This window comes from Pararhizobium sp. LjRoot255 (assembly GCF_964252905.1).
In the GTDB taxonomy this organism is placed as follows: domain Bacteria; phylum Pseudomonadota; class Alphaproteobacteria; order Rhizobiales; family Rhizobiaceae; genus Pararhizobium.
Map to the genome: position 1 here is coordinate 1866985 of NZ_CAXUPQ020000001.1, position 13353 is coordinate 1880337.

A 13353-nucleotide genomic window follows, 5' to 3' on the forward strand; every position below is an offset into this window, starting at 1 on the left:
AACGTGGTCGCCGCCCCGGCACGTATGGAAGCGCGGTCCGGGAGCTGCAACAAAAATGCGAAGCGGAGCGGGCGCGAATCAGGCCGCCGCAGGTTATGTCCGCAAAAAGGCAGAGAGACGGCGCGGGTGCAAGTGTGTGGCGGCCACGTGTTGTGACGGGACGTATTTTTGTCACTGTTTGGTATCAATCGGCGTCCCATCGGAATCATTCCCTTGTTGTCGCTGACGCCCATCCCCAGCCATCGGCACGTGCCGGCATCATCCGCTATCGGGGCAGTGAACGATCGAGCACGTGCCGAGCGTTGTCATCCCGCACGTCCGGTTGTAGTATTCAGCCTCGGGTCTCCTATGCAGGCCCGCAAATACGGTAAAGCGTGTGAAGTCGTCACACGCACCGCCCAATTCTGCATGTTTGTTGGCGAGCCGCTTCTGATCAGACAGAAGAGCCTCCTGAATTTTGAGGTCCACAACTCAGAAGCTTATTTTCGTCCGGGCTACAGAATAGCGCATCCACCCGGTCCGAATTGGATCGAAGTGGAAGCATGTGGAGGAAGAAATGAGCAAACGCACAATGACTGTCGCGCTCGCGGGATGCCTGGCATTGTCCGCCTGTCAAACCGCTCCGACCTCGCAGGCCGTCGCGGACCGCAATGCCGAATTCGGCTGTGTCGCAGGAACTGTCGGCGGTGCAATTGTCGGCGGGCTGCTGGGCAGCACGATCGGTGCCGGATCGGGTCAGATCGTTGCCATCGGCGGCGGCATCGGCCTCGGGGGCTTCCTCGGCAACCGGCTGACTTGCCGATGACTGGAGGATCATCACTGATGAACAAGATAGCTTTGATTGTGGTATTCATCCTGTGCCCGGCCTCTGCGGTCGTCGCGCAGGAGCAGGCAATGTCAATGCATCAAGGGCACATGGACAAGCTTGATGGCAATTCCAACGGCGTCGTCGAACGTTCGGAATATCAGGCCTTCATGACAACCGCTTTCGCGAGCCTGGACAAAAGCAAGGATGGCAGCCTGCAATCTGTCGAGGTGAGCCAAATCCTCACCACCGAACAGTTTTCGCTCAGCGACACCGATCGCAATGGCGTCGTTAGTCAGAGCGAGTTCATGAAACGGGTTATGGGTGACTTTGCGGCAGCCGATCATAGCGGCGACGGTAATCTCCAATAAACTCCTGCTTTCAAGGGATATGGCAATCCTCCCGGGTAGAACATGCGAAAGCGGATCTGACCGGGAGGAGGGCTCATCTTGAGGGGCGACGGGGAATTGCAATCGAAAGCAGTCGCGGACGCCGGCCTGTATTGCCGCTGCACAATTTCCTTCAGATCGTATTCAATCCAACGATAAAATTATGCAGCAATTCAAAGTATTACAGCGACCTTTGCGCGTCTGATAGGACGCGCGGCGCTGTAGAGCCTCAATTGACCGCCGTAATTGTAAAGCCGTTGTTGCGCAACAGTTCGATCACGCCTTCATGTCCCGGCAGGTGCAGGGCGCCGACGGCCATGAAGACGCTGCCGCCGTCGAGGATCGCCTTGGCGCGGGCGGCCATGGTCTTGTTGCGATCGATGACGATGCGCTGCTCGAAATCCGCGTAGCCGGTGCTGTTGTCGGGCGACATCTCTTGCGAAATGGCCTTCATCAGCGGCATGACCATGCCCGTATCGCCGGTAAGATAGAGTTCTGTCGTCGTCTCCATCACGTCGGCGACGGTGTCGCCGAGATCAAGCGTCTCGATCAGGGCATCGAGATGAAATTGCACCGGCAGTGCGTCCATGGCCTTCAGCTGCTCCACCAGCGTTTCCAGACCCTTGAGCGCCTTGCCCTGTTTCAGCGCATCTTCGGCGAGCTTCTTGTCGAGGAAGGAGGCGCCGGCCGCCTTGCGGTTCATTTCGCAGGCGGGGAGGGCGACGAAGCTGGCAATCATCCAGGGCTTCATCTTCGCAACCAGCGTCAGCGGAATGCCGCGCTGTTTCAGCCCTGCCGTCAGCTTTTCCTGTTCCTCGGCCTTCAGAAAGTCCTTGATCGACTTGCCGTCGGTGAACATCGTCAGTTCCGGCTGCATCAAAAGGGCGGCCGCCGCCTTGCGCTCGTCGACGATTTCGTCGGATTCGACGATCACCGTCCTTGCGGTCGCATACGCCTCGCTGGCCCCCTTCGGCATGGCAAGTACGCGCGGATCGGTCACATGCATGGTGCCCAGCAGATAGGACGGCGCGATGCCGGGCCTTTCGATCTTCCAGAACAGGCCCTTGCCGTTCGGCACGGCAGCGGCCTGCCTTTCAAGCGCCGCAAATCGCGTGGGATCGGAGGCGCGCATCTCGGCGATCAGGTTCTTGCCACCGCAGGCATCCTGCGCCGCATGGGCCGGCGAAAGGGAGACAAGCGTAACGATCAGGCTGAGAGCAAACAGCACATGCAATGTTGCGATCAGGGCGAGAGCGGAATTGCCCAGTTCCCTTGCCATGGTGCGTGCCGGCTTTGCCAGATGCTGAAACATTGTCGATCCTGTGTGTGATGGGCCTGTGTGTGATGTGCTCATCGCACCGACCCTAACGTGCAGGCCTCACGGTCCATTTAACAAAGCTGGTTAATGCTCCCACGAAGGCAAAATTCAGGCGCGCGGATGCGCCCGGTCGTAGATTTCCAGAAGCCGGGCGGAATCGACCCCGGTATAGACCTGGGTGGTCGAAAGGCTGGCATGGCCGAGAAGTTCCTGAATGGTCCTCAGATCGCCGCCGCCGGCCAGAAGATGCGTGGCGAAGGAGTGGCGCAGCGCATGCGGCGTCGCGGTATCCGGCAGGCCGAGGGCGCCGCGCAGCCTCTGCATCTCGCGTTGGATGATCGCCGCCTGCAGCTTGCCACCCTTGGCGCCACGAAACAGCGGGCCATCCTGCACGAGGTGACAGGGGCAGAGTTTTTCATATGCCCTGACGGCATCGATCGCCGCCGCGAGCAGCGGCACCACGCGGGTCTTGCCGCCCTTGCCGTGAATGCGCAGCGCCGTTGGCGCGCCTGAAAAATCTGATGGTGTCAGGTCGAGCGCTTCGGAGATGCGCAGGCCGCAGCCGTAAAGCAGGGTGAGCACGGCGGCGTTGCGCGCGGCAATCCATGGCTCCTCGGAAAGTGCCTCATGGGTGACGACGGTCAAGGCGTCCTTGTCCGTCAGCGGCTTCGGCAGCGACTTCGGCTGTTTCGGTGAGCGAACGGCGGAGGCGCCCGCTGCATTGGCAAGCCCCTTCTTTTCCAGATGCCGCAGGAAGGAGCGAAGCCCCGCAAGCCCGCGGCCGAGCGTTCGCGCGCCAGCTCCCGCTTTCCTGCGGGCGGCAAGGAAACCGCGCAGGTCGCCGGGGCGGAGCGAGTGGATATCGCTCAAGCGGACCGGCCCACTCAGGTGGCCGGTCAGGAAATGCAGGAACTGCCGCGTGTCGCGCTCGTAGGCCTCGACGGTCTTGTCCGACAGGCGCCGTTCGTCGCTAAGCCCCGCCAGCCAGCGCTGGCGCTCCGCCATCAGTTCCGGATGGCCAATGATCAGCAGTTCGTTCACGCGCTTGCTTTCCTGATGTCTGGTTGCCCGCAACTCTGCTCCTGATGCCGTTATGTTTTTCCTAATGGCCCTTGGAAATTGTCATGTTCGGATCATATTCAACTGCAATAGCTGAGGCCGCACGAGGCGGGAAAAAGATGGCAAGACGCGATTCGGCAACCGGTTTCACCTATTTTGCGGAGGCGATCGCCCTGGTATCGCAGGGCCAGCCGGGGCATATCGTCGATACGCTGATTGCAGAGCGCGGTGAGCGCATCGTCAGGCATCCGCTCTGGCCGATGATGCGGCCGTTTCTCTATACGGTCTTGAACTATCGCAAGGCCATCGAGTTTGCCGACAGCGTCGCCAACCTGCCGGGCTTTCACGCCTTCCAGTATTTAAGCGAGATCCTCGCCCTCGATATCCGTGCCCGCAACGCAGAGCGTATTCCGCAAAAGGGCGGTTTCCTGCTGGTCAGCAACCATCCGACCGGGATCGCCGACGGTGTCGCCGTTTTCGACCTCTTGAAACAGCGCCGTCCCGACATGATGTTCTTCGCCAATCGCGATGCGATCCGGATCAATCCGCGTCTGGTGGAAATGGTCATTCCGGTCGAATGGCGCGAGGACTACAAGACGAAGCTGAAGACGCGTGAAACGCTTCAGGTCACCAATCGGGCGATCTCGGAAGGCAAGGCGACCGTGCTTTTCCCCTCGGGCCGCATCGCCTACTGGGGAGACGGCAAGCTTAACGAGCGCCCATGGAAGACATCCGCCGTCGGCTTTGCCCGCAAGTACGATCTGCCAATCTTGCCGGTGCATATGGCGGCGCGCAATTCCGGCCTATTCTACTGGCTGGCAAAATGGTCGACGGAACTGCGCGACATGACGGTGTTCCACGAACTCTTGAACAAGAAAGGCAACATCTTTGACTTCACCATCGGCAATCTCATTGAGTCCGATGCGCTCGACGGCGATCCGGCCGAGGTGACGCGGGCCTTGGAGCGACACACGGTGTTCGATCTGGCGCGTGATGGCGATGCAAGGTTCGAGCCGATTGTTTCGTCGAAAACGGCACTCGCTTAAATCCCTCGTTGCGAGATCGCAGTGCCAGCGGCAGAGGTCGCCGTCTCCCGCCGGCGACAGGACGTGCTGCGGACAACCCCCTGTAAGAACAGCGCAATTCCGATGCGGTTAATCACAAAGTCACAATTATCATATAATTTAGCACTTAGATGAGGACGTTACCTGCCCGCCCATCCCAAGGGTGAGGCTGGCTGCATGATGCCAACGTCGATGCCGGTGAAATCCGGAATTTTCAAGCTCGCATCAGCCACTGTCTCCCCCTCGCGGGAGGCCGCTTTCACGTGGCGAAATTTATTTTATTTCGGAGTTCAACGGCTATCGTAAAAAAAAGCCCCGCGATCGTCTCGCGAGGCTTCATTCATTCCATCCCCAAAAAATCAGGCGATCTTCTGGCCGGTCTTTGCCCAGTCGGCGAGGAAGGTTTCGAGACCCTTGTCGGTCAGCGGGTGCTTGACGAGGGCCTTCAGCGTTGCCGGCGGGGCCGTGATGACGTCGGCGCCGATGAGGGCTGCTTCCTTGACGTGGTTGACGGTGCGGATCGAGGCGGCGAGGATTTCGGTCTCGTAGCCGTAATTGTCGAAGATCTGGCGGATTTCGCGGATCAGGTCCATGCCATCGAAGGCGATGTCGTCGAGTCGGCCGACGAAGGGCGACACGAAGCTGGCGCCGGCCTTGGCGGCGAGCAGTGCCTGGTTGGCCGAGAAGCACAGCGTTACGTTGGTCTGGTGACCGTCGGACGTGAGGTTCTTGCAGGCCTTCAGGCCGTCGAGCGTCAGCGGCAGCTTGATGCAGATGTTGTCGGCGATCTTCGAGATGACAGCCGCTTCCTTCATGATCGATTCATAGTCGGTGGCGGCGACTTCGGCGGAAACCGGGCCTTCGACGATGCCGCAGATCTCCTTGGTGACTTCCAGGATGTTGCGCCCGGATTTCAGGATCAGCGACGGATTGGTCGTCACGCCGTCGACGAGCCCGAGGTCGTTCAATTCCCGGATTTCGTTCACATCGGCTGTATCGACAAAAAACTTCATGGGTATTCTCCCTTGGGATGCGGGGGGCTGCTTGATGTTTCGGGGGTTTTCTTTAACGCAATCCGCAGGCAAGGTCACGGCCGATGACTGAAGATTCGACCGATTTGTTTGACGGCCTGTTCGCCCGCCGGGTCGTGCCCGTGCTGGTGCCGATGCCCGCTCCGAAAGCCTACTCCTATGCGGTGCCGGAAGGCACGGCCGTCGAACCCGGATCGATCGTACAGGTGCCGCTCGGACCGCGCCAGGTCATGGGCGTCGTCTGGGACGGCACGGATGACGGCGGCGTCGATCCGAAGAAGCTCAAGGCGATTACCCAGGTCTTCGATTGCCCGCCGCTCGGGAAAGACATGCGCGCCTTCCTCGACTGGGTCGCCACCTACACCGTCTCGCCACCCGGCCTTGTTGCCCGCATGGCGCTGCGCGCGCCCGCCGCCTTCGATCCGGAGCCGATGATCGAGGGGCTGCGGCTCACCGATCATCGGCCCGAACGGATGACTGCGGCGCGCGAACGGGTGATTGCCGCCGCCGACAACGGCTTTGCCTGGACGCGCTCGGGCCTTGCCCATGCGGCGGGAACCTCGTCGAGCGTCATTGACGGGCTCGTGGCGCAGGGGGTGTTCGAAACCGTCTTCATGGCGCCGCCGCCGGTCGTGGCTGCGCCGGACCCGGATTACGTCGAGCATCGCCTCGAAGGACCGCAGAAGCAGGCGGCGCAGGACCTGCTGGAGAGCGTGGCGGCAGGCGGTTTTTCCGTCTCGCTGATCGACGGTATCACTGGCTCCGGCAAGACCGAGGTCTATTTCGAAGCGATCGCGGCGACGCTGAAGGCTGGCAGGCAGGTGCTGATCCTTTTGCCGGAAATCGCCCTGACGGCGAGCTTCCTCGAACGGTTCCAGGACCGCTTCGGCTCGAAGCCGGCCGAGTGGCACTCCGATCTCGCCCCGCGAACGCGTGAAAAAGTCTGGCGGCAAGTGACGGAGGGTGGCGTGCGCGTCGTCGCCGGCGCCCGCTCCGCGCTTTTCCTGCCGTTCGAAAATCTCGGCCTCATTATCGTCGACGAGGAGCATGACCCGGCCTACAAACAGGAAGACCGCGTCTTCTATAATGCGCGCGACATGGCGGTCGTGCGTGCCCGCATTGGCGATTTTCCGATCGTGCTCGTCTCGGCGACGCCGTCGGTCGAAAGCCGGGTGAACGGCGATCTCGGCCGCTACAGACCGATCCACCTGCCGACACGCTTCGGTGATGCCGCCCTTCCGGATCTCGGTGTCGTCGACATGCGCCGCCATCCGCCGGAGCGCGGTGGCTTCCTCTCGCCGGTTCTTCTCAACCAGATCGGCAAGGCCGTCGGGCGCGGCGAGCAGGCGCTATTGTTCCTCAATCGCCGTGGTTATGCGCCGCTGACGCTCTGCCGCGTCTGCGGCCATCGCTTCCAGTGCCCGGATTGTTCGAGCTGGTTGGTCGAGCACCGGTTTCGCGGCCAGATCCAGTGTCATCATTGCGGCTATGCGCAAAGGACGCCAGAGAGTTGCCCGGAATGCGGCACCTTCGATCATCTTGTCGCCTGCGGGCCCGGCGTCGAGCGCATCGCCGAGGAGGTCGACCGGCATTTTCCCGAGGCCCGCACGATCGTGCTCTCCTCCGACCTGATGGGCGTCAAGCGGCTGCGGCTGGAACTGGAGGCCATTGCGCGCGGCGAGGCGGATATCGTCGTCGGTACCCAACTCGTCGCCAAGGGGCATAATTTTCCGATGATGACCTTCGTCGGCATCGTCGATGCCGATATCGGTCTTGCCAATGGCGACCCGCGGGCTGCCGAGCGAACGTTCCAGCTCTTGAGCCAGGTCACGGGGCGGGCCGGGCGCACCGGCCTGAAGAGCCTTGGCCTGCTGCAGACCTACCAGCCGCAGCATCCGGTGATGCAGGCGATCGTCTCGGGCGATTCGGAAGCATTTTACGAGCGCGAGATCAATGAGCGCGAGAAGGCGCTTCTGCCGCCGTTCGGACGGCTGGCCTCCGTCATCGTCTCGGCCGATACGCGCGCTGATGCGGAAGAGCACGCGCGAGGCTTGCGGCAGGCGGCACCCCGCGTGAGCGGCATCAGCGTTCTCGGGCCGGCCGAAGCGCCGCTGGCGCTGATCCGCGGGCGCCACCGATTCCGGCTTCTGGTGCACGGCCGCCGCAACAGCGACATGCAGGCGTTCGTGAAAACGATGCTCGCCAGCGGGCCGAAGGTGCGCGGCTCGGTCAGCGTCCAGCTCGACATCGATCCGCAGAGCTTTCTGTAAAGGCGACGGTAACAGGCCGCTCGTCCCTCCGCCCGAATTATTCTTCCTTCACGGATCTGAGGCCAAAAGGGATAATACCCTGGATTCCAAACAGATGTGCGATGATCTGGGTAGCGGGTTGCAAACGACCGTCATCGCCTTCCCGGAAGAATTCGGCTATGCGATAAGCGAATCGGTGGATCAGGCTGAAGCGGGGGGCGGGCTATGGAGTTCTATATTCCGACGGAAACGGGGGAATTCCTGGCATTTTGCGCGGCCGTGGTCACGGCGCTGATCGGGCTTGTCTTTCTCTTTGCGCCCGGTATCGCCTATCGCGCCGTCGGCATCGATCTGCGCGAAGGCCGGCGGGGTGGTTATGCCGAGGCGCGCTCGACGATGGGCGGCTTTCATCTCGGGCTCGGTATCGCCGCGCTCCTTCTCGCCCAGCCGATGGTCTATCTGGCGCTCGGGGCTGCCTTTTCGCTCGCGGCCTTCGGTCGCATGCTGTCGATGCTGTCGGATCATGGCAATACGGTCATGAACTGGTTGTTCCTCATTGTTCAGATCGTGCTTGCGGCCTTGCCCCTGGCCTATGTCTTCGGCCTTGTCTGAGGTCATTTTGGCACGGGCACACGGAGACCTCGTCAGCTCATACCCTATTTTTGTCGAAATTCGGCCAAAAGGATGCACACTTATCGCGCATTCGTGCGGTTGGCGTGTTGCGAGTCCAGATATCCTATGCTAGACGAACCGCGACTTGTGGGGGAAGCAGGCCGCCCGGCCTGTGTAGCTCAAGAAAATATCGCAACAAATTCAAGGTGTTGGGTTTACGGTTCTCCGCAGACATCGCCCTTGGATTAAAATCAGAGAAGCTTGTGCCCGTGGCAGACACATCCCAGCTTATTTCCGGTGTTGCAGAAAGGTACGCGTCTTCGCTTTTCGATCTCGCGCTGGAAGCGGGATCGGTGGAGAGCGTTGGGTCTGATCTGGATACGTTCCAGCGCATGATCGATGACAGTGCCGATCTGAAACGCCTCATTGTCAGCCCGGTCTTTTCCGCCGACGACCAGTTCAAGGCCATTTCCGCGATCGTCGCGAAGGCCGGCATCGCGGGTCTGGTTGGCAACTTCCTGAAAGTTGTTGCACGCAATCGCCGCCTGTTCGCGGTCCCTGGCATCGTCAAGTCCTATCGCGAGATCGCCGCCCGTCATCGGGGCGAGGTTGCCGCTGAAGTGACTTCTGCCCATGCGCTGACGGCAGCGCAGCAAACTGAATTGAAGGCGGCGCTCAAGGGCGTCACCGGCAAAGACGTGGCGGTCAACGTCACCGTCGATCCGTCTATTCTCGGTGGTTTGATCGTCAAGGTCGGGTCCCGCCAGATTGACACTTCCCTTCGCACAAAGCTCTCGAGCCTTAAGCTTGCACTGAAAGAGGTCGGCTGATGGATATCCGCGCCGCGGAAATTTCCGCAATTCTGAAAGATCAAATCAAAAACTTCGGCCAGGAGGCAGTCGTCTCCGAAGTCGGTCAGGTGCTCTCCGTCGGTGACGGTATTGCCCGCGTCTACGGTCTGGACAATGTCCAGGCTGGTGAGATGGTTGAATTCCCGGGCGGAATTCGCGGCATGGCGCTGAACCTTGAAGCCGACAACGTCGGTGTGGTTATCTTCGGTGCCGACCGCGGCATCAAAGAAGGCGACACCGTCAAGCGGACCGGCGCCATCGTCGACGTTCCGGTTGGTCCGGAACTGCTCGGCCGCGTCGTTGACGCGCTCGGCAATCCGATCGACGGCAAGGGTCCGATCAACGCCAAGCAGCGCTCGCGCGTTGACGTCAAGGCTCCGGGCATCATCCCGCGCAAGTCGGTTCATGAGCCGATGTCGACCGGCCTCAAGGCCATCGACGCCCTGATCCCCGTCGGCCGCGGTCAGCGCGAGCTCGTCATCGGCGACCGCCAGACCGGCAAGACCGCCATCATTCTGGACACGATCCTCAACCAGAAGGCCATCCACGACAACGGTCCGGACAGCGAGAAGCTGTACTGCGTCTACGTCGCCATCGGCCAGAAGCGTTCGACTGTTGCCCAGTTCGTCAAGGTGCTTGAAGAGCGCGGCGCGCTGAAATATTCGATCATCGTCGCAGCGACGGCTTCCGATCCGGCTCCGATGCAGTACCTTGCACCGTTTGCCGGTTGCGCCATGGGTGAATACTTCCGTGACAACGGCATGCACGCCCTGATCGGCTATGACGACCTGTCCAAGCAGGCCGTGTCCTACCGCCAGATGTCGCTCCTGCTGCGCCGCCCGCCGGGCCGCGAAGCTTACCCGGGCGACGTTTTCTACCTGCACTCCCGCCTTCTCGAACGCGCTGCAAAGCTGTCGGACGAAAAGGGCGCCGGTTCGCTGACGGCTCTGCCGGTCATCGAAACGCAGGGCAACGACGTTTCGGCGTTCATCCCGACCAACGTGATCTCGATCACCGACGGCCAGATCTTCCTTGAAACCGACCTGTTCTACCAGGGCATCCGCCCGGCCGTGAACGTCGGTCTGTCGGTCTCCCGCGTCGGTTCGGCCGCTCAGGTCAAGGCGATGAAGCAGGTTGCCGGCTCGATCAAGGGCGAGCTTGCCCAGTATCGCGAAATGGCCGCCTTCGCCCAGTTCGGTTCGGACCTCGACGCTGCGACGCAGCGCCTCCTGAACCGTGGCGCACGCCTGACCGAACTCCTCAAGCAGCCGCAGTTCTCGCCGCTGAAGACGGAAGAGCAGGTCGCGGTCATCTTCGCCGGCGTCAACGGCTACCTCGACAAGATCGCCGTCAACAAGGTTGGCGCGTTCGAGCAGGGTCTGCTGTCGTACATGCGTTCCGAAGGCAAGGACATTCTTGAAGCTATCCGCAAGGACAAGGCAATCAGCGATGATGTGAAGGGCAAGCTTAAGGCTGCCATCGACACCTTCGCGAAATCCTTCGCCTGATCGGGTTCCATTTAGGACGGATAACGGATGCCTTCACTTAAGGATCTGAAAAACAGGATCGCCTCCGTCAAGGCGACGCAGAAGATCACCAAGGCGATGAAAATGGTCGCCGCGGCGAAGCTTCGGCGTGCCCAGGAGGCGGCCGAGGCCGCCCGGCCTTATTCGCAGCGGATGAGCGCGGTTCTCTCGAACATCGCTCAGGCTGTTGGCTCGGACGACAGCGCGCCGCGCCTGATGACCGGCAACGGCCGCGACCAGACGCATCTGCTCGTGGTCTGCACGGCGGAGCGCGGTCTTTGCGGCGGCTTCAACAGCCAAATCGCCCGCTTCGCCCGTGACCACGTGCGCAAGCTGCTTGCCGAAGGCAAGACGGTGAAGATCATCTGCGTTGGCAAGAAGGGCTTCGATATCCTGCGCCGCGAATTCGCCTCGCTGATCATCGACCGCGTCGACCTGCGTGAAGTCAAGAAGATCGGCTTCGAAAACGCCGACCAGATCGGCAAGACGATCATCGGCCTGTTCGAAAAGGACGAGTTCGATGTCTGCACGCTGTTCTATTCGGAGTTCAAGTCGGTTATCAGCCAGGTTCCCTCCGCGCTCCAACTGATCCCCGCTGCCGTTCCGGCAGAGGCGGCTTCGACGGAAGCGGGTGCCGCGGCGATCTACGAATATGAGCCCGACGCGGGCGAGATCCTCAGCGATCTCATTCCGCGCAACATTTCGGTGCAGGTTTTCCGAGCTCTGCTCGAAAATGTTGCCGGTGAAATGGGTGCCAAGATGAGCGCGATGGACAACGCCACGCGCAATGCCGGTGAAATGATCAACAAGCTGACGCTCTCCTACAACCGTCAGCGCCAGGCTCAGATCACCAAGGAACTCATTGAAATCATTTCGGGCGCGGAAGCGCTCTAAGGTTACGGAAAGAGGGTAAGGATTATGGCTAAGGCAGCTACCCCCACAGATACAGCAGCGGCTAAGAAGCCCGCCGCTCCGAAGAAGGCAGCGGCCGTCAAGGCTCCGGCCGTTGTTGCTGCAACCGGCGCCGTCGGGCGCGTGACGCAGGTCATCGGCGCCGTTGTCGACGTGACTTTCGAAGAAGGTCAGCTGCCGCAGATCCTGAACGCGCTGGAAACCGACAACCACGGCAACCGCCTTGTTCTCGAAGTTGCCCAGCACCTCGGCGAGAACGCGGTCCGCACGATCGCCATGGACTCGACCGAAGGTCTGGTTCGCGGTCAGCCGGTGACCGATACGGGTTCCCCGATCACCGTTCCGGTTGGTCTCGAAACCCTCGGCCGCATCATGAACGTCATCGGCGAGCCGGTTGACGAAGCCGGCCCGCTGGTCACCTCCGGCAAGCGCGCCATCCACCAGGAAGCGCCGTCCTACGTCGAACAGTCGACCGAAGCACAGATCCTGGTCACCGGCATCAAGGTCGTCGACCTCCTGGCTCCCTACGCCAAGGGCGGCAAAATCGGCCTGTTCGGCGGCGCCGGCGTTGGCAAGACCGTTCTCATCATGGAATTGATCAACAACGTCGCCAAGGCGCATGGTGGTTACTCGGTGTTTGCCGGCGTGGGTGAGCGTACCCGCGAAGGCAACGACCTCTACCACGAAATGATCGAATCCGGCGTTAACAAGCATGGCGGCGGCGAAGGCTCCAAGGCTGCCCTCGTTTACGGCCAGATGAACGAACCGCCGGGCGCCCGCGCTCGCGTTGCGCTCACGGGTCTGACGATCGCCGAGCAGTTCCGCGACGAAGGCCAGGACGTTCTGTTCTTCGTGGACAACATCTTCCGCTTCACCCAGGCAGGTTCCGAAGTGTCGGCTCTTCTCGGCCGTATTCCTTCGGCCGTGGGTTATCAGCCGACGCTCGCCACCGACATGGGCCAGATGCAGGAACGCATCACCACGACGACCAAGGGCTCGATCACCTCGGTTCAGGCCATCTACGTCCCGGCCGACGACTTGACCGACCCGGCGCCGGCAACCTCGTTCGCCCACCTGGACGCAACGACCGTTCTGTCGCGCTCGATCGCTGAAAAGGGTATCTACCCGGCCGTGGACCCGCTCGACTCGACCTCGCGCATGCTCGACCCGATGGTTGTCGGCGAAGAGCATTACGAAGTGTCGCGCAAGGTGCAGACGACCCTGCAGCGCTACAAGTCGCTTCAGGACATCATCGCCATCCTCGGCATGGACGAACTGTCGGAAGAAGACAAGCTGGCCGTTGCCCGCGCCCGCAAGATCGAGCGCTTCCTGTCGCAGCCGTTCTTCGTCGCCGAAGTTTTCACCGGTTCGCCGGGCAAGCTGGTAGCTCTCGAGGACACGATCAAGGGCTTCAAGGGCCTCGTGAATGGCGATTACGACCACCTTCCGGAAGCCGCCTTCTACATGGTCGGCTCCATCGAGGAAGCGATCGAAAAGGCCAAGAAGCTGGCTGCCGAAGCTGCTTGATGAATTTCGA

Annotated in this window: 12 protein-coding genes; 9 read left to right on the top strand and 3 right to left on the bottom strand. The window is 61.2% G+C overall.

Annotated elements, in window-relative coordinates; genetic code table 11:
• Positions 1-556: 556 nt before the first annotated feature.
• On the top strand, positions 557-805 hold the full coding sequence (locus ACSQ2W_RS09135) for a hypothetical protein (RefSeq protein WP_436085969.1): 249 nt from the start codon (positions 557-559) through the stop codon (positions 803-805).
• A 17-nt stretch (positions 806-822) separates the two neighbouring features.
• The gene (locus ACSQ2W_RS09140) at positions 823-1176 is read left to right on the top strand and encodes an EF-hand domain-containing protein (RefSeq protein WP_436085970.1); all 354 of its coding nucleotides are present in this window, start codon (positions 823-825) and stop codon (positions 1174-1176) included.
• Between the two features lie 247 nt (positions 1177-1423).
• On the opposite strand, the gene ACSQ2W_RS09145 is transcribed toward ACSQ2W_RS09140, so the two are convergent.
• The gene (locus ACSQ2W_RS09145) at positions 1424-2506 is read right to left on the bottom strand and encodes a TraB/GumN family protein (protein WP_436085971.1); all 1083 of its coding nucleotides are present in this window, start codon (positions 2504-2506) and stop codon (positions 1424-1426) included.
• Between the two features lie 114 nt (positions 2507-2620).
• Positions 2621-3517, bottom strand: a complete 897-nt coding sequence (locus ACSQ2W_RS09150) for a tyrosine recombinase XerC (protein WP_436087725.1) — start codon at positions 3515-3517, stop codon at positions 2621-2623.
• 173 nt (positions 3518-3690) lie between these two features.
• On the opposite strand from ACSQ2W_RS09150, the gene ACSQ2W_RS09155 reads away from it, so the two are divergent.
• Positions 3691-4617 carry a GNAT family N-acetyltransferase gene (locus ACSQ2W_RS09155; protein ID WP_436085972.1) on the top strand — a complete coding sequence of 309 codons (927 nt, stop codon included), beginning with the start codon at positions 3691-3693 and terminating at the stop codon, positions 4615-4617.
• 377 nt (positions 4618-4994) lie between these two features.
• Here the strand turns inward: ACSQ2W_RS09155 and fsa are convergent, their stop codons facing one another.
• Positions 4995-5648, bottom strand: coding sequence for a fructose-6-phosphate aldolase (fsa, locus tag ACSQ2W_RS09160; protein WP_436085973.1), 654 nt, complete (start codon positions 5646-5648; stop codon positions 4995-4997).
• Positions 5649-5731: 83 nt separating this feature from the next.
• Here fsa and ACSQ2W_RS09165 point away from each other — a divergent pair, with 83 nt between their 5' ends.
• The 6 genes from ACSQ2W_RS09165 to atpD all read left to right on the top strand — a co-directional run bounded on the left by ACSQ2W_RS09165 (position 5732) and on the right by atpD (position 13343).
• A complete protein-coding gene (locus tag ACSQ2W_RS09165) occupies positions 5732-7936 on the top strand; it encodes a primosomal protein N' (RefSeq protein WP_436085974.1) in 2205 nt (734 codons plus the stop codon).
• Between the two features lie 204 nt (positions 7937-8140).
• Entirely contained in the window at positions 8141-8527 is a 387-nt protein-coding gene (locus tag ACSQ2W_RS09170; RefSeq protein ID WP_436085975.1) for an AGROH133_08824 family phage infection protein, read from the top strand.
• Positions 8528-8790: 263 nt separating this feature from the next.
• Entirely contained in the window at positions 8791-9357 is a 567-nt protein-coding gene (locus ACSQ2W_RS09175; protein ID WP_436087726.1) for a F0F1 ATP synthase subunit delta, read from the top strand.
• A complete protein-coding gene (atpA, locus tag ACSQ2W_RS09180; protein ID WP_436085976.1) occupies positions 9357-10886 on the top strand; it encodes a F0F1 ATP synthase subunit alpha in 1530 nt (509 codons plus the stop codon). The genes ACSQ2W_RS09175 and atpA overlap by 1 nt, the downstream gene beginning before the upstream one ends.
• Before the next feature lie 27 nt (positions 10887-10913).
• Positions 10914-11798, top strand: a complete 885-nt coding sequence (locus tag ACSQ2W_RS09185) for a F0F1 ATP synthase subunit gamma (RefSeq protein ID WP_436085977.1) — start codon at positions 10914-10916, stop codon at positions 11796-11798.
• A gap of 24 nt (positions 11799-11822) precedes the next feature.
• Positions 11823-13343 (top strand): F0F1 ATP synthase subunit beta, encoded by a 1521-nt coding sequence (gene atpD, locus ACSQ2W_RS09190; RefSeq protein WP_436085978.1) that lies wholly within the window; start codon positions 11823-11825, stop codon positions 13341-13343.
• Positions 13344-13353 lie beyond the last annotated feature (10 nt).